Origin of the sequence: Thermaurantiacus tibetensis (assembly GCF_015354055.1) — a bacterium.
In the GTDB taxonomy this organism is placed as follows: domain Bacteria; phylum Pseudomonadota; class Alphaproteobacteria; order Sphingomonadales; family Sphingomonadaceae; genus Thermaurantiacus; species Thermaurantiacus tibetensis.
On the sequence record NZ_JACHTM010000003.1, the window covers coordinates 277,501 to 294,316 of the forward strand.

Annotated in this window: 22 protein-coding genes; 3 read left to right on the forward strand and 19 right to left on the reverse strand. The window is 72.1% G+C overall.

What is annotated here, in order from left to right:
- On the reverse strand, window positions 1-384 hold the full coding sequence (locus tag H3H34_RS09920; protein WP_328831805.1) for a CBS domain-containing protein: 384 nt from the start codon (window positions 382-384) through the stop codon (window positions 1-3).
- A 125-nt stretch (window positions 385-509) separates the two neighbouring features.
- On the opposite strand from H3H34_RS09920, the gene H3H34_RS09925 reads away from it, so the two are divergent.
- On the forward strand, window positions 510-794 hold the full coding sequence (locus H3H34_RS09925; RefSeq protein ID WP_194745118.1) for a hypothetical protein: 285 nt from the start codon (window positions 510-512) through the stop codon (window positions 792-794).
- Here H3H34_RS09925 and H3H34_RS09930 read toward each other — a convergent pair.
- The 6 genes from H3H34_RS09930 to H3H34_RS09955 form a co-directional block, all read right to left on the reverse strand.
- Complete coding sequence (locus tag H3H34_RS09930) at window positions 784-1,407, reverse strand: pyridoxamine 5'-phosphate oxidase family protein (RefSeq protein WP_194745119.1); 624 nt, start codon at window positions 1,405-1,407, stop codon at window positions 784-786. The two genes, H3H34_RS09925 and H3H34_RS09930, sit on opposite strands and share 11 nt — an antisense overlap.
- Window positions 1,407-2,069, reverse strand: coding sequence for a DUF4167 domain-containing protein (locus H3H34_RS09935; RefSeq protein ID WP_207790872.1), 663 nt, complete (start codon window positions 2,067-2,069; stop codon window positions 1,407-1,409). The genes H3H34_RS09930 and H3H34_RS09935 overlap by 1 nt, the downstream gene beginning before the upstream one ends.
- 237 nt (window positions 2,070-2,306) lie before the next feature.
- Window positions 2,307-3,203 carry a peptide chain release factor N(5)-glutamine methyltransferase gene (gene prmC / locus H3H34_RS09940; RefSeq protein WP_408033955.1) on the reverse strand — a complete coding sequence of 299 codons (897 nt, stop codon included), beginning with the start codon at window positions 3,201-3,203 and terminating at the stop codon, window positions 2,307-2,309.
- On the reverse strand, window positions 3,200-4,285 hold the full coding sequence (prfA, locus tag H3H34_RS09945) for a peptide chain release factor 1 (protein ID WP_194745120.1): 1,086 nt from the start codon (window positions 4,283-4,285) through the stop codon (window positions 3,200-3,202). The genes prmC and prfA overlap by 4 nt, the downstream gene beginning before the upstream one ends.
- On the reverse strand, window positions 4,282-5,547 hold the full coding sequence (gene hisS / locus H3H34_RS09950; protein WP_194745121.1) for a histidine--tRNA ligase: 1,266 nt from the start codon (window positions 5,545-5,547) through the stop codon (window positions 4,282-4,284). The genes prfA and hisS overlap by 4 nt, the downstream gene beginning before the upstream one ends.
- A gap of 52 nt (window positions 5,548-5,599) precedes the next feature.
- Window positions 5,600-5,935, reverse strand: a complete 336-nt coding sequence (locus H3H34_RS09955) for a DMT family transporter (protein ID WP_194745122.1) — start codon at window positions 5,933-5,935, stop codon at window positions 5,600-5,602.
- A 57-nt stretch (window positions 5,936-5,992) separates the two neighbouring features.
- Here H3H34_RS09955 and ppa point away from each other — a divergent pair, with 57 nt between their 5' ends.
- Both ppa and H3H34_RS09965 read left to right on the forward strand, forming a co-directional pair.
- The gene (gene ppa, locus H3H34_RS09960; RefSeq protein WP_194745123.1) at window positions 5,993-6,574 is read left to right on the forward strand and encodes an inorganic diphosphatase; all 582 of its coding nucleotides are present in this window, start codon (window positions 5,993-5,995) and stop codon (window positions 6,572-6,574) included.
- 256 nt (window positions 6,575-6,830) lie between these two features.
- A complete protein-coding gene (locus H3H34_RS09965; protein WP_194745124.1) occupies window positions 6,831-7,100 on the forward strand; it encodes a hypothetical protein in 270 nt (89 codons plus the stop codon).
- 319 nt (window positions 7,101-7,419) lie between these two features.
- Here the strand turns inward: H3H34_RS09965 and ispG are convergent, their stop codons facing one another.
- The 12 genes from ispG to ffh form a co-directional block, all read right to left on the reverse strand.
- The gene (gene ispG / locus H3H34_RS09970; RefSeq protein WP_194745125.1) at window positions 7,420-8,544 is read right to left on the reverse strand and encodes a flavodoxin-dependent (E)-4-hydroxy-3-methylbut-2-enyl-diphosphate synthase; all 1,125 of its coding nucleotides are present in this window, start codon (window positions 8,542-8,544) and stop codon (window positions 7,420-7,422) included.
- 115 nt (window positions 8,545-8,659) lie between these two features.
- Entirely contained in the window at window positions 8,660-9,196 is a 537-nt protein-coding gene (gene pal / locus H3H34_RS09975; protein WP_194745126.1) for a peptidoglycan-associated lipoprotein Pal, read from the reverse strand.
- Window positions 9,197-9,332: 136 nt separating this feature from the next.
- Window positions 9,333-10,646, reverse strand: coding sequence for a Tol-Pal system beta propeller repeat protein TolB (gene tolB / locus H3H34_RS09980; protein WP_235945729.1), 1,314 nt, complete (start codon window positions 10,644-10,646; stop codon window positions 9,333-9,335).
- A gap of 14 nt (window positions 10,647-10,660) precedes the next feature.
- Window positions 10,661-11,476 (reverse strand): energy transducer TonB, encoded by an 816-nt coding sequence (locus H3H34_RS09985; RefSeq protein ID WP_194745128.1) that lies wholly within the window; start codon window positions 11,474-11,476, stop codon window positions 10,661-10,663.
- Entirely contained in the window at window positions 11,473-11,868 is a 396-nt protein-coding gene (locus H3H34_RS09990) for an ExbD/TolR family protein (protein ID WP_235945663.1), read from the reverse strand. The genes H3H34_RS09985 and H3H34_RS09990 overlap by 4 nt, the downstream gene beginning before the upstream one ends.
- Window positions 11,869-11,924: 56 nt before the next feature.
- Window positions 11,925-12,602, reverse strand: coding sequence for a protein TolQ (tolQ, locus tag H3H34_RS09995; protein WP_235945732.1), 678 nt, complete (start codon window positions 12,600-12,602; stop codon window positions 11,925-11,927).
- 116 nt (window positions 12,603-12,718) lie between these two features.
- Window positions 12,719-13,132, reverse strand: coding sequence for a tol-pal system-associated acyl-CoA thioesterase (gene ybgC / locus H3H34_RS10000; protein WP_328831811.1), 414 nt, complete (start codon window positions 13,130-13,132; stop codon window positions 12,719-12,721).
- A gap of 29 nt (window positions 13,133-13,161) precedes the next feature.
- Entirely contained in the window at window positions 13,162-13,590 is a 429-nt protein-coding gene (gene rplS / locus H3H34_RS10005) for a 50S ribosomal protein L19 (RefSeq protein ID WP_194745130.1), read from the reverse strand.
- Complete coding sequence (gene trmD, locus H3H34_RS10010) at window positions 13,587-14,363, reverse strand: tRNA (guanosine(37)-N1)-methyltransferase TrmD (protein WP_194751911.1); 777 nt, start codon at window positions 14,361-14,363, stop codon at window positions 13,587-13,589. Before trmD ends, rplS begins: the two co-directional genes overlap by 4 nt.
- A 1-nt stretch (window position 14,364) precedes the next feature.
- The gene (rimM, locus tag H3H34_RS10015; RefSeq protein ID WP_207790900.1) at window positions 14,365-14,832 is read right to left on the reverse strand and encodes a ribosome maturation factor RimM; all 468 of its coding nucleotides are present in this window, start codon (window positions 14,830-14,832) and stop codon (window positions 14,365-14,367) included.
- Window positions 14,833-14,905: 73 nt separating this feature from the next.
- On the reverse strand, window positions 14,906-15,280 hold the full coding sequence (gene rpsP, locus H3H34_RS10020; RefSeq protein ID WP_194745133.1) for a 30S ribosomal protein S16: 375 nt from the start codon (window positions 15,278-15,280) through the stop codon (window positions 14,906-14,908).
- A gap of 10 nt (window positions 15,281-15,290) precedes the next feature.
- Window positions 15,291-16,742: a signal recognition particle protein gene (gene ffh / locus H3H34_RS10025; protein ID WP_194745134.1), complete on the reverse strand. Its 1,452-nt coding sequence runs from the start codon at window positions 16,740-16,742 to the stop codon at window positions 15,291-15,293.
- Window positions 16,743-16,816: the final 74 nt, after the last annotated feature.

The window sequence follows — 16,816 nt, forward strand, 5'->3', positions numbered from 1 at the left end:
TCAGCCGGCGGCGATGTAGTCCTTGAGGGCCAGCGCCTCCTGTTCCACCTCCGCAATCCGCCGCTTCACCAGGTCGCCAATCGAGACGATGCCGACGAGGCGGCCATCCTCGACCACCGGCAGGTGGCGGATCCGCCGGTCGGTCATCAGCTCCATGGCAGCGGTGACCGAGTCGTGCGGGCTGATGGTGATGACCGGGGCCGTCATCGCATCACGGGCACGGCGCGCGAGCGCGGCCGCCCCTTCCGCCGCCAGCACGCGGATCACGTCGCGCTCGGACACGAGACCGACGATCTCGTCCCGCTCGAGGACGAGCAGCGCCCCGATCCGCCGCACCACCAGTTCCGACACCACGTCGGCCAGCGACGCATCCGCTCCGATCACCGCGACATCGCTTCCCTTTTCCCGAAGAATCGAGGCAATCCCCATGTCGACCTCCCGCCTGGTTTCCTGCGGTCCTCCCCGACCGCGCCCTTGAGTGTCGCGCAAGATGCGGCGATTGCAAAGCCATGCCTGCACCCCGAGAGGCAAGCCACACGCGCGCGGCTGCAACGGACGCCCGTTCTGCCGCGCGCCAGTTGCGGCGAATCGCGGCCGCCGCCGGCGGCGTCGTGGCGGGGCTCGCGCTCGCCTGGCTTCACGCGACCGGCACGCCGCTCAGGCTGCACCTGATCCTGGCCGTCTCGAGCGCGATCATCCTTACGTTCGCGCTCGCTGGCGTGCTGATGAGCCTCCTGTTCCTCTCCAGCCGCAGCGGTATCGACGGGGAGGCGGACGGCTCCTTCAGGGAATGAGCCAGCGTCCTTCCCAGCCTGTCTCATCCCGCAGGAAAACGCCGCGGCGGTGGCCGGTGAAGGCCAGGTGAAGGAACTCGAGCCGCTCGGCCTCGAGCAGGAGAATCGCGAAATTGCCGCGCCCGGCCTCGCTTTCGGCAAGCGTCGGCTCGCGCGTTTCGAGATGGGGAGGAAGGCCGGACGCAGGACCTGGCGACTCGGTGCCCGGCGCTTGAGGCGCGGTGTAGCAGCGGCGGCTGAAGGGCCGGCTCGCTGCCCAGGCCGAATCGACTTCCGCGCCCTCGGTCTCGATTCGCGCGCGGCCCTCGACGCGCAGCTGGAGCCGCGCCCCGGCATCGTAGAAGAGGAGCGCCGCCCGCGGCGTGGCAGCCAGCTCGGCGACCTTGCCTGCGCGGCGGTCGGTGTGGAGGCGGAAGCAGCCGCGCACCTGGTCAACGGCGCGGAGCACCATCACCCGCGCCTTCGGCACCCCGTCGGCCGCGACGGTTGCGACAGCCGGCGTGTGCCACGGCGAGCGCCGGTCGCGGACGGCGCGCGCAAGGCGCGCCCACAGCGCCGCTTGCGCTTCGGCCAGATCGTCGAGCGGGAAGAGCGACGGTGGGGCTGCGGCCATCAGCCTTCGGCAGGCGCCGGCTCCGAGCGACGCGGCCGCCCGCGGCGGCGGGCCGGCCGCGGCGCCTCGGCAGCCTGCCCTTCGGCTCCGGCCGGCGCACCGCCGAAGGCGAGAAGCGCGGCCTCGCCATCGGACATCGTCTCGGCAGCCTCCGCCGCCAGGTCCGGCGAGCCCGAGGTCTCGGCGGCTGCGACCGCTGCCGCCTGCTCGGACCCTTGGAGGGGCTCTCGCGGCCGATCGAAGCGGTTGCGATCCCGCCGGTCGTGGCGTTGCGCACCCTCGGCACGGGCGACCGGTTCGGTGCCGAACGGAGGGGGCGGGTCGAACCCGCCCTCGGGCGCCTCGTCCTCGTCGAGCACGTCGTCGAGCGGGTCGAACATGCCGCGCCGCGCCCGCATTTCCTCCTGGCGAATCCGACTATCGTTCAGAACGCGGAAATAATGGTCGGCGTGCTGGAGGTAATATTCGGCCGCCACCCGGTCTCCCGCCTGATGGGCATCGCGCGCAAGCACCTTGTACTTCTCGAGAAGCTGGTGGGCGTTGCCGCGCACGCGCACTTCCAGCCGGTTCCCGACCTGACCGCCGAGGTTCTGGCCCATCGGCCGAGGCGAACCGCCTCCCCCGCCACCGCGGCGCCTGCGCCCGTTCTGCCTGTTGTTCATGATCGAACCCTGCACCTTCGTTCGAGAGGGTTGCCTCGTGTGCCACCCAAGCGCCCGGAGCCGCACATGGCGTGCCGCGGGCGGTTGCCAGACGTTGCCAAGCCGCGCGAAGCGGGCGCAGCAGGTTTCCAGCGATCCTGCGAGAGGCGCCCCGGCCGCTGCCCGGCGTCTGGCCTGCCGTTCCGCGCGGGAAGCCCCATCGGCACCAGCCGCGGGGGCGCCAACCTCCCCGACCGTCTACCGGGTCAGTGGCGCGTTGCCAAGCCCAAAGCGTGTCCGATGCGGGCGAAGGAGGAGCGCCCGCGGCCGCCCGGCAAGATCGGAACGCATCTCGGCCGCCAGCCCCGCCGCCGCAGCGAGGGCGGTTGCGGCCTCCACCTGCCCGGGGTCGAGCTCGAGGACCGCAACGCCCGAAGGCGCAAGCAGGCGCGGAAGATCGGGAAGGATGCGACGGATGGCGTCGAGCCCGTCCGGGCCGGCGAACAGCGCCGACGCCGGCTCGTGGCCTGCGACATCCGGCGGCAGGTCCGCGCCCTCGGCCACATAGGGCGGGTTTGCCAGCACGAGGTCGAAGGGGCCGGCAAGGCCTTCCCCCCAGTTGCCTACCCGGAAATCGGCGCGGGGCGCAAAGCCGAGACGCAGGGCGTTGGCGCGGGCCACCGCGAGCGCGTCGGCCGAGCAGTCGATGCCGAGCCCCCTCGCCTCGGGCCAGAGCGACAGCGCGGCAAGCAGAAGCGCGCCCGAGCCAGTGCCGAGGTCGAGGACCTGCGCCGGCGCTGCATCGGCCAGCGCCTCACGGGCTGCCTCGACGAGCGTCTCGCTGTCGGGCCGGGGAATCAGTACGGCAGGCGTGACGGCAAGCGGCAGCGACCAGAATTCCTTCGTCCCCGTGATGTACGCCACGGGCTCGTGCGCCCGCCTGCGCGCGACCAGCGCCTCGAACCTCACCCGCGCCTCGTGGGGAACAGGATCCGCCTTGAGCAGCATCTCGAGCCGCTCCTCGCCGAGCGCATGGGCGAGCAGCAGCTCGGCATCGAGCAGGGGCGTCGGGCCCGGCAGCGTCCCCGCTGCCGCACGCAGCAGGGCGCGCCGGTCGGCACCGTCTGGGGCGGCGCCGGGCGCCTTCCCGCTCACGACTCCATGGCAGCAAGACGCGCCGCCTCATCCTCGGCCACGAGGGCGGAGACCAGCTCGTCGAGCGCGGTTCCCTCCAGCACCTCGGGCAGCCGGTGCAGGGTGAGGTTGATGCGGTGGTCGGTCACGCGCCCCTGGGGAAAGTTGTAGGTCCGGATCCGCTCGGAGCGGTCTCCCGAGCCCACCATCGACCGACGCGCATCGGCGCGGGCTGCGGCCTGCTTCTCCCGCTCCAGCTCGAACAGGCGCGAGCGCAGCACCTTCATGGCCTTGGCCTTGTTCTTGTGCTGCGACTTCTCGTCCTGCTGGGACACGACGATGCCGGTGGGCAGGTGGGTGATGCGCACGGCCGAATCGGTCGTATTGACCGACTGGCCGCCCGGCCCCGACGAGCGGAACACGTCGATCCGCAGGTCCTTCTCGTCGATCTGGACGTCCACCTCCCCGGCCTCGGGCAGCACGGCGACGGTCGCCGCCGAAGTGTGGATGCGCCCGCCCGCCTCGGTCACCGGCACGCGCTGCACCCGGTGCACGCCGCTCTCGAACTTGAGGCGCGCGAACACGCCCTCCCCTTCGATCGCGAAGACGATCTCGCGGAAGCCGCCGAGCTCGGCGGGCGAGGCGGAGATCTGCTCGACGCGCCAGCCGTGGAGGTCGGCGTAGCGCTGGTACATGCGGGCGAGGTCTCCGGCGAAGAGGGCGGCCTCGTCACCGCCGGTGCCGGCGCGGATCTCGAGGATGGCCGAGCGGGCGTCGGCCGCGTCCTTCGGCAGGAGCCGGAGGGCAAGCGCCCGCTCCATCTCCGGAAGACGCGCCTTCAGGGCCTCGAGCTCGTCTGCGGCCAGCGCGCGCATCTCGGCCTCGGTCGCCGGGTCGGACAGCAGCCCTTCGAGCGCGGCGCGCTCGGCACGAGCGGCCAGAAGCGCCTCGGCCGCCTCGGCGACCGGTGCAAGGTCTGCCCGCTCCTTCGAAAGCGCGATCAGGCGCTCCGTCGAGAGGTCGGGCCGGGCCAGCTCCTCGGCGAGCGCCGCGTGGCGCTCCACGAGCTGGGAGAGACGCAGGTCGGGCAGGTGGATGGTCATGCGGGCGCCCCGCGCACGAGGAGCTGTGCCTCAGGGAGGGCCGCGCGCAACGCCGCCGCCCGCGCGCGCTGCGCGGACTCATCCGGATAGTCGCCGACAAGGTTGAGCTCGAGTGCCTCGCCGGGGCGGACGAACAGCAGGTCGGTCGCGCCCGCCCGAGCGGCAAGCTCGCGGCGGCGCTTCTGGTTGCCGCGGAAGGCGAAATCGGTCGCGATCCCCGCCCGGCGCAGCTGCAGGGCGACGCGGGCGGCCGCGGGCTCGGCTTCGGCCGTTTCGGGGATCACGGCGAGCAGCGGCTCGGGCGGCGGTTCGGCAGAGAGCGCCATCAGCCGCTCGATGCCCCCCGCCCAGCCGACCGCAGGGGTCGGAGGGCCGCCCATCGCCTCGATGAGACCATCGTAGCGGCCACCGCCGATGACCGTGCCCTGCGCGCCCAGCCGGTCCGTCACGAACTCGAAGGCGGTATGGCGGTAGTAGTCGAAGCCGCGAACGAGCCGCGGGGCACGGACGAAGGCCACGCCCGCAGCGGCAAGGCCGCGCTGCACCGCCTCGAAGAAGGCGCCGGCCTCCGAGGTGAGGAAGGAGTCGATGACCGGCGCCTCGGCCACGAGCGCCCGGTCAGCCTCGTCCTTCGAGTCGAGGATGCGCAAGGGGTTGGTCTCGAGCCGGCGGCGGCTGTCATCGGAGAGCGCGTCGCGGTGGGCGGCGAAGTGGGCGACGAGCGCCTCGCGCCAGGCGGCACGGCTCGCCGCGTCGCCCAGCGTGTTGAGCTGGAGGGTGACCCCGCCGATGCCGAGCTCGGCGAGCAGCATGTCGGCCAGCGCGAGCAGCTCGACATCGGCCTGCGGCTCGGCAGCCCCGATGACCTCCGCATCCACCTGGTGGAACTGCCGGTACCGGCCCTTCTGCGGCCGCTCGTAGCGGAAAAGCGGCCCGTGCGTCATGAGCTTCATCGGCACATGCTGGGCCCAGCCGTTCGCCACGAAGGCCCGGCAGATGCCCGCGGTGAATTCCGGGCGGAGCGTGAGCGACTCTCCGCCGCGATCGTCGAACGTATACATCTCCTTGGCGACGACATCGGTGGTCTCGCCCAGCGTCCGGGCGAAGACGGCGGTGAACTCGACAACCGGCACCTCGACCCGGCGGAAGCCGAAGCGGCGGCCGACCTCGCGGAACGCGTCGACCACCCGCTCGAACCGGGCCGCCGCCTCGCCGACGAGGTCCTGCATGCCGCGCACGGCCTGGAGCTTCGGAGGCTTCATGGGGGCGGGCGCCTAGCAGCGGCGGCGGGCGCGGGGAAGGGTCAGGGAGGGGTCATGCAGGCGTGACAAGCCTCAGGCCGACGATGGCGGCCAGCAGCACGGCAACCAGCGCGAGCTGGGCGGGCGAGAGGGGCTCGGCGAAGAAGAGCCGGCCGACGAGGATGGTGCCGACCGCCCCGATGCCGACCCAGACGGCGTAGGCAAGGCCGATGGGGATGGCGCGGGCCGCGCGCTCGAGGAAGAAGAAGCTCAAGGTGGCCGAGGCGAGGAAGCCGAGCGTGGGCCAGAGGTTCCGGAACCCGTCGGCAAAGCGGAGGAACGTCGTGAAGGCCACCTCGAACAGGCCGGCCATGACAAGAAGGATCCATGCAACCGCCGGACCGCCCATTGTGCCCCCACCTCCGCGCGCCTAGGGTTCACTCCCGAACCTGAAGGGGAGCGTGCCATGCGCATCGACCAGGTGCCAGTGGGCAAGGCGCCGCCGACCGACGTCAACGTCATCATCGAATGTCCGCTCGGCGGCGAGCCGGTCAAGTACGAGTTCGACAAGGCGAGCGGTGCCCTGTTCGTGGACCGGATCGTCCACACGGCCATGCGCTACCCGGCCAACTACGGCTTCATCCCCCACACGCTGGCCGAAGATGGCGACCCGATCGACGTGCTGGTGGTGGCAGGCACGCCCTTCGTGCCCGGCTGCATCGCCCGGGTGCGACCGGTCGGCGTGCTCATGATGACCGACGACAAGGGGCCCGACGAGAAGGTGCTGGCCGTGCCCGTCGACACCCTCCACCCCTATTACACCGACGTCCAGGAATTCTCCGACCTGCCCGACATCCTCTTGAAGCAGGTCGAGCATTTCTTCACCCACTACAAGGATCTCGAACCCGGCAAGTGGGTGCGATGCGAGGGATGGCGGGGCCGTGCGAAAGCCGAGCGGCTGATCCTGGCGGCAATCGAGCGCGCCGAGAAGGTGAAGGCCGGCGAACTCGAGGTGACGCCCAAGGAACACCTCGGCGCCCCGGTCTGACGTCGGCTGCGATCGCCTCGGGAGTGACCAGCCTTCGCAGGCTTCGCACGGGTGCGCGGCCGGGGCATGGTGCCAGACGGCAACGGACTGACGACACCAGGAGCGCGCGGAGGTCAGCGCGGCGGCCGGGAGCAGGACGGCGACAATGGCCGGAGGGACGCATGACGGAACGGGATGGCCCGTTGGTTTCGCCCTGGGGGCTGCTGGGTCCCGGCGAGCGGAGCCTGCGCCTCTTTCCCGAGGAAGGGGGCTGGACTTGCTGATCTGGAACCACGAGGGCCTGGGCTCCACGCCCGGCGAGTGGCCGATCTCGGAGGATCTCGAGGCCGCCCTGCTTGCCTGGGGCCGGGCCTGGAGCTCGTTCAGGCCCGGGCAGGAGTATCTCTACCCCGAGGACGACCCGGATTTCGACCTCGCCGGGCACAATGCGACGGGCGATCTCCTGGCAGCGCGGCTGCAGGCGGAACTCGGCCCGGCGTGGGCGGTCACGCACGTCAGGCTCCGGCCCGGGCCGGCCATTCCCTAGCGGCCCAGGCAGCCCCTGCCCTGTCCCTTCGGAGCACCGTCGCACCGGGTGGGCCTGCTCAGCAATCCCGTAGGCACACCCGGGACCGGGCGCGCTTCCGTGCCGATGTCCTGCCCGAGACGAAGCTGCGCGACGCCGCAGCCAGCGAGGAGAGGCAGGGCGGTTCGTCCCTGCACGCGACGTCTGGCCGCCCGAAGAGGTCGCGAAAGGAGAGCGACGACAGACGGCCGGCTCGGCCACGGGCTGCCGATCCCGAGACACGCCCCCCTGGAAGCCGTGGGCGAGGGCGTCGCGCCGGCCGGCTTCAGCCCACTCCAGCCTACTCCGCGGCGCGGAGGGCGGCGGCGTTGGCAGCCTCGATCTCGGCGGCCTTCTTCTCGACCAGCTCGACGATGTGGTCGATGATCCGCTCGTCGGTCACATGATGGTCGGTGACACCCGAGAGATAGACCATGTGCCGGCCGTTGCCGCCGCCGGTGAGCCCGATGTCGGTCTCGCGCGCCTCGCCCGGGCCGTTGACGACGCAGCCCAAGACCGAAAGCGAGAGCGGCGTGGTGATGTGGGCAAGCCGCGCCTCCAGCGTCTCGACGGTGCGGATGACATCGAAGCCCTGGCGCGCGCAGGACGGGCAGGAGACGATCTTCACGCCGCGCGCGCGGATGCCGAGCGCCTTCAGGATGTGGAAGCCGACCTTCACTTCCTCCTCGGGCTCGGCCGAGAGCGAGACACGGATGGTGTCACCAATCCCGGCCCAGAGCAGCATGCCAAGCCCGATCGACGACTTGACCGTGCCGCCGATGAGCCCGCCCGCCTCGGTGATACCGAGATGGAGGGGATAGTCGGTGCGGGCGGCGAGCTCGTTGTAGGCCGCCACCGCCAGGAACACGTCGGACGCCTTCACGCTGATCTTGAATTCGTGGAAGTCGCAGTCTTCCAGAAGCTTCGCGTGCTCGAGCGCGGACTCGACAAGGGCCTCGGGGCAGGGCTCGCCATATTTCTCGAGCAGATGCTTCTCGAGGCTGCCGGCATTGACGCCGATGCGGATGGCGCAGCCGTTGGCCTTGGCGGCGCGCACCACTTCCTTCACCCGCTCCATCGAGCCGATGTTGCCGGGATTGATCCTAAGGCAGGCGGCGCCCGCGTCGGCGGCCTCGAGCGCGCGCCGGTAGTGGAAGTGGATGTCGGCGACGATGGGCACGCGGGCGGCCCGGGTGATGAGGCGGAAGGCGCGCGTCGCCTCCTCGGTCGGGCAGGAGACGCGGATGATATCGGCGCCGACCTCCTCGCAGCGGCGGATCTGGTCGATGGTCGCCTTCGCGTCCTCGGTCGGCGTGTTGGTCATGGTCTGGACGGTGATGGGCGCATCACCCCCCACCGGCACGCGGCCCACCATGATCTGCCGGCTCTTGCGCCGGACGATGTCGCGCCACGGGCGAACGCTCATGCCCCTCTCCAGGATGCCATCACACCGGCCTCCCGGCTCTGCGGGCTGCCGCCGCTCCGCTATAGCGCGCCCCCGCCGAAGGGGAAAGCCGGAAATCCGACCGCCGGGGTCAGGATCAGCCGGCCATGCCCGAGACGAGGACGGTGACGGCGCGCCGGTTCTGCGCCCATGCCTCCTCGTTCGAGCCGTCGACCGCAGGCCGCTCCTTGCCGTAGCTGATCACCGTCATGCGCGAGGCGGCCACGCCATTGGCGGCAAGGTAGGTGCGAACGGCATTGGCCCGGCGTTCGCCGAGCGCCAGGTTGTACTCGCGCGTGCCCCGCTCGTCGGCATGGCCCTCGATGGTCACGCGGACGGCCGGATACTGGCGCAGCCAGGCCGCCTGGCGGTCGAGGGTCGCGCGCGCGTCGGCATCGAGGTCGTAGCGGTCGAAGCCGAAGAACACGCGGTCCGAGCCGGCGCGGGCAAGAAAGTCGGCCATGCTCCCGGGCACGGCGGTCGTTCCCACGGCAGGCGGCGGGGGCACAGGCTCGGCCGGCACCACGGGCGCAGTTGCCGGCGGCGGCGGGGGCGGCAGATCCTCGCGCTTGCGCGCACAGCCTGCGAGCGCAACCGTTGCTGCCACCAGAGCCAGAGCGAGCCTTCGCGACATGGCGTGTCCCCTTCTTCCGTCCTGTCCGCACCCCCTCGCAGCCAAGGCCCGAGAGAGTGCCTGCCCGACCCCTGCCCTAGCCTTTCTTTCCTGCACGGGAAATGAAGCTTGGCGGGCGAAACGCCTGTCCCGGAAATCAGGGAAGGAGGGAGCTCCACGACGGGTCGCTTGCCTCGAGCGGCGTCGGGATCAGCCGCTCGTTGCGGCCGGTCAGATCGACCGAGCGCAGGGTCGACCGCCCGTTGCGCTCGGTGCGCGCGAAGAGGATCACGCGCCCGTTCGGCGACCAGGTCGGGTTCTCGTCCTGCCAGCCGTCGGTCAAGAGCCGCTCGCCGGTACCGTCCGGGCGGATGACGGCGATCCGGAACTGGCCGCCGCGGATGCGGACGAAGGCGATGAGATCGCCCCTCGGGCTCCAGGCCGGGCTCGCCGCACGCCCCTCGCCGAAGGTGATCCGGGTGGCACCCGTGCCATCCGCGTTCATCACGTAGAGCTGCTGGGTTCCACCCCGGTCGCTCTCGAAGACGATGCGGCGGCCGTCGGGGCTCATGCTGGGCGAGGTGTCGATCGCGCTTGCGCTCGTCAGCCTGCGGCTGGTGCGGCTGGCGAGGTCGAGCATGTGGATGTCGGCATTGCCCTGGCTCATCACCGAGAAGAGCAGCCGGCTGCCGTCGGGCGTGAAGGAGGGCGCGAAGGTCATCGACGGAAAGGTGCCGACCGCTTCCTGCCGGCCCGAGCCCAGGGTGTAGAGCCAGACGCGCGGCCGGTTGCCCTCGTAGCTCATGTAGCTGATGGTCTGCTGGTTGGGAGCGAAGCGCGGGGTCAGCACCAGGTTCTGGCCGCCGGTCAGGAAGCGGTGGTTGGCGCCATCCTGGTCCATGATGGCCAGGCGCTTCACGCGGTTCGTGCGCGGACCGGCCTCGGAGACGTAGACGATGCGGGTGTCGAAATAGCCGCTCTCGCCGGTGAGGCGGGCGTAGACGAGGTCGGAGCACTTGTGGGCGGCGCGGCGCCAGCCGGCAACCGGCACGGTGAAGCCCTGGCGGGCGAGCTCTTCTTCCGAGAAGACGTCGTGGAGGTAGCAGGAAAGCGTCAGGGTGCCGTCGGGGTTGGCGGTGACGGTGCCGGAGACAAGCGCCTGGGCGGCAAGCGTGCGGTAGGCGAAGAAGGCCGGCCGCAGGATCTCGGGCGCGGTGGGGCGCGGAAGCGCAGCGCGGTCCACCGGGCGGAACAGGCCCGAGCCCTGGAGGTTGGACGTGATGATGCGCGAGATGCTGTCGCCAAGCGCCGCGGTGTCGCCCGCCGGCGTCGGCACATTCGCCGGTGTCGGGAAGACAGGCACCGCGATCGGCATGGGGGCTGCAATCCCCTCGGTGATGTCGACCCGGAGCTGGGCCGCAGCTGGCGCGGCAAGGAGGGGGAGCAGGGCGCACGCGAGGCGGCGGAGCAGCGGGGCACGGGGCATCAGGTCAGCATCCTCGGGTCGAAGTTGAGCTCGAACTCCCGCCACTCGCGGTAGAGCTCGGGCGGAAGCTCGAGCGGCGTGCAGCGCAGGACCGCGCGCCGGGCCGTCTCGACGAAGGCGCGGGCATAGGCCGCGTTGGCCTCGGTCGCGCCGGTCTGGCTCACGAACTCGGGCGGCGCGGCGAGCGAACCGTCGCGGTTGAGGCGGATGCGGAGCACCACCGTCATGCCCTTCACGTCCTCGCCGCCCACCGGCGGGTTCCAGCAGGGCGCGATCTGCGCGCGAATGGCAGCCTCGAGGGTGGCGAGCGCCCGCGGGCCTGGCGCACCCGGCGCCGCGCCCTCAGCCCCTGCCTCGATGCCCCGGGGCGGGCGGCGGGGGCTCTTCGTGGCAGAGCGGTCGATGAGGGCCTCGAGCGCGCGGGCGTCGAACGGCTGCGGCGCTGTCGCGGGCGCGGGCGCGGGCGCGGGGCGCAACTGGGGGCGCTCCGGCTCGCGCGGCACCGCCTCCTGCGGCGCGCGGTCACGCGGAACGGGGGGCGGTGCCGGCGCCGGAGCTGGGGCAAGCTCGGGCGGCGGCGCTGGCGGCGCGAGCGGCTCGGGCTCGGGCGGCGCGAGCGGCTCGGGCGCGGGCGCAGGCGGCGCAGGCGGCGCGGGCGCGGGGGTTGAGGTGACCGGGCCGATCTCCACGAACTCGACCGGCGTCACGTCATCGCCGGCAAAGGGCGGCGGCGCGTGGCGGATTGCAAGCGACAGCGCGGCGAGCAGCGCAAGGTGCCCGGCCGCAGCGACGGCGAGCGCGCGGCCTTCGGTCACCGGGAGCTCGCGGGCTCGCGCCGCGGGCGGTTGACGAGCGCGACGCGGGTGAAGCCGGCGCCGGTCACGTCGGCAAGAAGCGCGGCGACCTCGCCATAGGGAATGGCGGCATCGGCGCGGATCACGACCCTCGCCTCGGGTCCCCGCGCGGCGCGGATGGCAGCCAGACGGGCCGCGAAGGCCTCGGGCGCGAGGGTCTCCTCGCCGATCTGCCGCTCGCCCGTGCGCGTGAGCGTGATGGCCAGCGGCTCGTCATCGGCGGGAAGAGCCTTGGCCGACGTCTCCGGCAGGTCGACAGCCGTCCCCGTCACCAGAAGCGGGGCTGCCACCATGAAGATGATGAGGAGAACCAGCATCACGTCGACGAGCGGCGTCACGTTGATCTCCGACATGGGCGCCCGCCGCCGCCGGCCGCGCCCTCCGGAAAGAGTCGGCACGCCCATCGCCATCAGCCGCCCTCCTGGTCGAGCTCGCGCGAGAGCATGGCGTGGAAGGCCGCCGAGAAGGCCAGGAGCCGGTCCTCGAGGCGCGAGATGACATGGAGGAGGCGGTTGTAGCCGATGACGGCGGGAATGGCGGCAAACAGGCCGATGGCGGTTGCGAACAGCGCCTCGGCGATGCCGGGTGCGACGACGGCGAGGCTCGTGTTCTGCGTCTGGCCGATGGCGATGAAGGCGCGCATGATGCCCCAGACCGTGCCGAACAGGCCAACGAAGGGGGCGACCGCGCCGATCGTTGCCAGCACGTTGAGCCGGTCGGAGAGGTCGGAGACCGAGCGGTCGATCGAGGCCGCCATCACGCTGGCGAGGCGGGCCCGAACGCCCTCGCGGTCGATGACGCGGCGGCCATCGGTCGAGGCCTTCCACTCGTCCATGCCGGCGCGGAACAGCGCGGCGGCCGGGTGATCGCCACGCCCGCCGCCGATGTCGTCGAGCGTCCGCGCGTTCCAGAAGCGGGCCTCGAACTGGGCGACCTCGCGGCGGAGGCGGGCGAGCAGGCGGGAGCGCTCGAGGATGATGGCCCACGACCAGACCGAGGCCGCGAGCAGCCCGAGCATCACCAGCTTCACGACGATGTCGGCCTCGAGAAAGAGCGCGAGCGGCGACATGCCGGCCGCCGGGGTCATCACCAGCTTGTCCACGCGTGCCTTTCCGCCTCTCCGGTTTCCCGACCCGCTGCCCGCCGAGACCGCCAGGACCACGGTTGCGCCGCCGGGGCCGCCGCCCCTGTTGCGCCTGCTCTTTATGCGGCCTGAACGGAGCCGCTCAAGGCGCGATAGAGGCGGAGCCAATGGGCCGGCTGCCGGCGCGGCCGGCCGTCGGGGCCGAGGAAGGCGGCGCGCACGCGGGCCTCGACGAGGCGCTCCTCTCCGCGGCGGATGCGCTGGTCCATGGTGACGGTTGCCGCACCCACGCCGAGGCAGCGGGTCTCGACCACGAGATCGTCGTCGAGCCGGGCGGGCGCGGCGAAGCGCAGCGCCATGTCGGCCACCGCATAGACGCCGGTGCCGGCCGCGAAGGCAGCGCGCTGGTCGATTCCGAGAAGGCGCAGCAGGTCGGACCGCGCCCGCTCCATGAACCGGAGGTAGTTGGCGTGGTAGACGATGCCGGAGAGGTCGGTGTCCTCGAAGTAGACGCGCACCGGAAACCGGTGCACGCCCGCCTCGATGGTGCCGCTTGCCGGGCTCAGGCTTCGGCGCCCGAGTCCGCGCCGGCCTCGGCGGACGTGCCGGGCGCGGCCTCCGCGCCGGCCCGGGCATCGCGGCGCTCGGCGATCCGGGCCGACTTCCCCGACCTGCCGCGCAGATAGTAGAGCTTCGCGCGGCGGACGACGCCGCGGCGGACGACCTCGATCGACTCGATCGCGGGCGAATAGAGCGGGAAGACGCGCTCCACCCCTTCGCCGAAGCTCACCTTGCGCACCGTGAAGTTGGAGCCCATCCCCTTGTTCGAGCGGGCGATGCACACGCCCTCGAAATACTGGATGCGGGTGCGGTCCCCTTCCTTGACCTTCACCCCCACGCGGAGCGTGTCCCCGGCGCGGAACTCCGGCACCGGCCGCCGCGCGGCGAGCTTCGCGATCTGTTCGGCCTCGATCGTCTGCAGCAGGTTCATCGTTCGTCTCCGTCGCCGCCCGGACCCTTGGGGCGGCGTTGCCGTTGCGCGGCAGAGGGCGGCGATGCGGGGGTGGCCTTCAGGTGCGCCTCCCACAGGTCGGGCCGCCATGCCCGGGTATCGCTCTCCGCCCGGGCGCGACGCCAGGCTTCGACCGCTCCATGGTTCCCGGAGCGCAACACCTCCGGAATGCCATGCCCCTCGAAGTCGAGGGGGCGCGTGTAGTGCGGGTGCTCGAGAAGCCCGGTCTCGAAGCTTTCCTCGACCCCGCTCTGGGCCGCGCCCATTACGCCGGGGAGAAGGCGGACGCAAGCATCGAGGAGGGCAAGGGCGGCGATCTCGCCCCCTGAGAGCACGATGTCGGCAAGGCAGAAGGGCTCGACCTGGCGGGCGGCGAAGATGCGCTCGTCGAGGCCCTCGAACCGGCCGCACAGCAGGATGACGCCAGGCCCTCCGGCGAGCGCGCGGACGCGCGCCTGGGTGAGGCGTGGCCCCCGCGGCGTGGGGGCGAGGACGGGAAGCCCGGGGTGACGGGCGCGCGCGGCGTCGACGGCGCGGGCCATCACGTCGACGCGGAGCACCATGCCAGGGCCGCCGCCGGCCGGCGTGTCGTCGACCGAGCGGTGGCGGTCGGTCGCGAAGTCGCGCAGCTGCAGGGTCTCGAGCGACCAGACCCCTTCGGCGAGTGCCCGGCCGGCAAGGCTCTCACCCAGCGGGCCCGGGAACATCCCGGGAAAGAGAGTGATGACGCTGGCGTGCCAGGGGGCCGCCATCTCAGACCTCGAGCCAGACCGGGTCGATGACGAGGGGGTCGGCAAGCTTGGGCACGGCCTCGCGGGTGAACGGCACGAGCACGGTGCGGCCGTCGGGCCGGGCCACCTCGAGAAGGTCCGAGGCGCCATAGTTCGCCATGGCCACCACCCGGCCGGCAGGCGCGCCATCGGGCGTCACGACCGCGCGGCCGATGAGATCCACCCAGTAAACTTCGCCTTCGCAAAGCGGCGGCAGCGCCGCGCGCGGCACCGTGAGCTCGGCGCCGCGCAGCGCCTCGGCTGCGGAGCGATCGACCACCTCGGCAAAGCGGGCGATGGGGCCGGAAGGTCCCTCCCGCACTGCCTCGAGGGTGAGCGTGCGGCCGCCGGCGTCGAACGTGCGGTGGGCAGCGAAGCTCGCGAGGCTCTCGGCGAAGAGCTTCAGGCGGACCTCGCCGCGGATGCCGTGGGCGCCGGCGACGGCGGCCAGCGCAACCGGCCGCCCGGCGGAACCCGCCTCGGCCGGGCCCGCCCCTGCGTGGCCCGCCCCTCTCTCGCCCGCCTCAGGCGTCGGCACCCTCGGCCGAAGCCTCGGCGGCCGCGGCCGCCTTCGCCGCGCGGGCCTCGGCCCGTTCCTTCGCCTTCTCGCCGGGCTCGCCCTTCTTCGGGTTCATCCGCGCGGGCCGGGGGCGGACTCCGGCGGCGTCGAGGAAGCGGGCGACCCGGTCGGTCGGCTGCGCACCCTTCGCCAGCCATTCCCGCGCCCGCTCGGCATCGAGCGTGACGCGCTGCTCCGAGTCCTTCGGGAGCAACGGGTTGTAGGTGCCGAGCTTCTCGATGAAGCGGCCGTCGCGGGGGCTGCGGCTGTCGGCCACGACGATGCGGTAGACCGGCCGCTTCTTGGCGCCGCCGCGCGCCAGCCGGATCGAAAGTGCCATCAGGTGTCTCCTATCGCTTGAAACGGATGTTGCCGGGCAGGCCCGGCGGAAGCCCGGGCCCGCCGAGCCCGGGGGGAAGGCCGGGTGGAAGCAGGCCTGGCGGGGGCGCGGCCCCCGCCTCTGCCCCGCCGCCGAACAGCCCTGCGAGCGCCTTCATGCCGCCCATCTTCTTCAGCCGCTTCATGGCGGTTGCCATGTCGGCGTGCATCTTGAGCAGGCGGTTGACCTCCTGGACGGTGGTGCCCGAGCCCTTGGCGATGCGGATCTTGCGCCGCGCGTTCAGGATCTCGGGGCGGGCCCGCTCCTTCGGAGTCATCGAGAGGATGATCGCCTCCATCCGGCCGATGGTGCGGTCATCGACGCCGGCCTGCTTCATGGCGGCCTGCGCCTTGCCGAGCCCCGGCAGCAGGGAGGCGAGCACGCCGAGCCCGCCCATCCGCTTCATCTGCCGGAACTGGGCGAGGAGGTCGGTCATGTCGAAGCCGCCCTTGGCGAGCTTCGCTGCCATCCGCTCGGCCTCGGCGGCATCCAGCGTCTCGGCCGCGCGCTCGACGAGGCTCACCACGTCGCCCATGCCGAGGATGCGGCCTGCCGCGCGCTCAGGGTGGAAGGGCTCGAGCGCGTCGAGCTTCTCGCCGGTGCCGACGAACTTGATGGGCTTGCCCGTCACCTCCCGCATCGAGAGGGCCGCGCCGCCGCGCGCGTCGCCGTCCATGCGCGTGAGGATCACGCCGGTGAGCGGCACGCGGCCGGTAAAGCTCGCCGCGACATTGACGGCATCCTGGCCGGTCAGCGCATCGACGACGAGCAGCACCTCGTGCGGCGCAGTCGCTGCCGCCACCGCCTCCATCTCGGCCATGAGCTGCTCGTCCACATGGAGCCGGCCGGCAGTGTCGAGGAGGAGGACATCGAAGCCCTGAAGCCGGGCCGCTTCCCGGGCGCGGCGGGCGATGTCGGTCGGCTGCTGGCCGGGGATGATGGGCAGCGTCGCCACCTTCGCCTGCTCGCCGAGGATGGCGAGCTGCTGCTGGGCCGCCGGCCGGTTCACGTCGAGCGAGGCCATCAGCACCTTCTTGCGGCGCTTCTCGGCAAGGTGCTTTGCGAGCTTGGCCGTCGTCGTCGTCTTGCCCGAGCCCTGGAGCCCCACCATCATGACGATGGCGGGCGGCGGCACGTCGACGGCAAGGTCCGCTGCCTCGGCCCCCAGCGTCTCGACGAGCGTGTCGTGGACGATCTTGACGACCTGCTGGCCCGGCGTGACGGACTTCAGCACCTCCGCGCCGACGGCGCGTTCGGTCGCCCTGTCGATGAAGCTGCGGACGACGGGGAGCGCGACGTCGGCCTCGAGGAGGGCGATGCGCACCTCGCGCATGGCCGCGCGGACCTCGAGCTCGCTCAGTGCGCCGCGGCCGCGCAGCTTGTCGAAGACCGCGTTCAGGCGATCGGACAGGCTTTCGAACACGCCGGCGCTTCCTTCCTTCGCGGCTTGGGCCGCGCACCCAAATGCCAAGCGCGCCGGCGGGCGAAGCCTCGCTG

Excerpts from the sequence above, each read along its gene's own strand:
- prfA (WP_194745120.1), bottom strand. The coding sequence starts at position 4,285 with ATGACCATCCACCTGCCCGACCTGCGTCTCTCCCAGCTCGTGGAGCGC.
- rpsP (WP_194745133.1), bottom strand. The coding sequence starts at position 15,280 with ATGGCACTTTCGATCCGGCTGGCGCGCGGCGGCGCCAAGAAGCGGCCG.
- H3H34_RS09925 (WP_194745118.1), top strand. The coding sequence starts at position 510 with ATGCCTGCACCCCGAGAGGCAAGCCACACGCGCGCGGCTGCAACGGAC.
- H3H34_RS09935 (WP_207790872.1), bottom strand. The coding sequence starts at position 2,069 with ATGAACAACAGGCAGAACGGGCGCAGGCGCCGCGGTGGCGGGGGAGGC.
- trmD (WP_194751911.1), bottom strand. The coding sequence starts at position 14,363 with ATGGCGGCCCCCTGGCACGCCAGCGTCATCACTCTCTTTCCCGGGATG.
- hisS (WP_194745121.1), bottom strand. The coding sequence starts at position 5,547 with ATGAAGCCTCCGAAGCTCCAGGCCGTGCGCGGCATGCAGGACCTCGTC.
- ppa (WP_194745123.1), top strand. The coding sequence starts at position 5,993 with ATGCGCATCGACCAGGTGCCAGTGGGCAAGGCGCCGCCGACCGACGTC.
- H3H34_RS09990 (WP_235945663.1), bottom strand. The coding sequence starts at position 11,868 with ATGTCGGAGATCAACGTGACGCCGCTCGTCGACGTGATGCTGGTTCTC.
- tolQ (WP_235945732.1), bottom strand. The coding sequence starts at position 12,602 with ATGACCCCGGCGGCCGGCATGTCGCCGCTCGCGCTCTTTCTCGAGGCC.
- H3H34_RS09930 (WP_194745119.1), bottom strand. The coding sequence starts at position 1,407 with ATGGCCGCAGCCCCACCGTCGCTCTTCCCGCTCGACGATCTGGCCGAA.
- H3H34_RS09955 (WP_194745122.1), bottom strand. The coding sequence starts at position 5,935 with ATGGGCGGTCCGGCGGTTGCATGGATCCTTCTTGTCATGGCCGGCCTG.
- ispG (WP_194745125.1), bottom strand. The coding sequence starts at position 8,544 with ATGAGCGTTCGCCCGTGGCGCGACATCGTCCGGCGCAAGAGCCGGCAG.
- rplS (WP_194745130.1), bottom strand. The coding sequence starts at position 13,590 with ATGAACCTGCTGCAGACGATCGAGGCCGAACAGATCGCGAAGCTCGCC.
- pal (WP_194745126.1), bottom strand. The coding sequence starts at position 9,196 with ATGTCGCGAAGGCTCGCTCTGGCTCTGGTGGCAGCAACGGTTGCGCTC.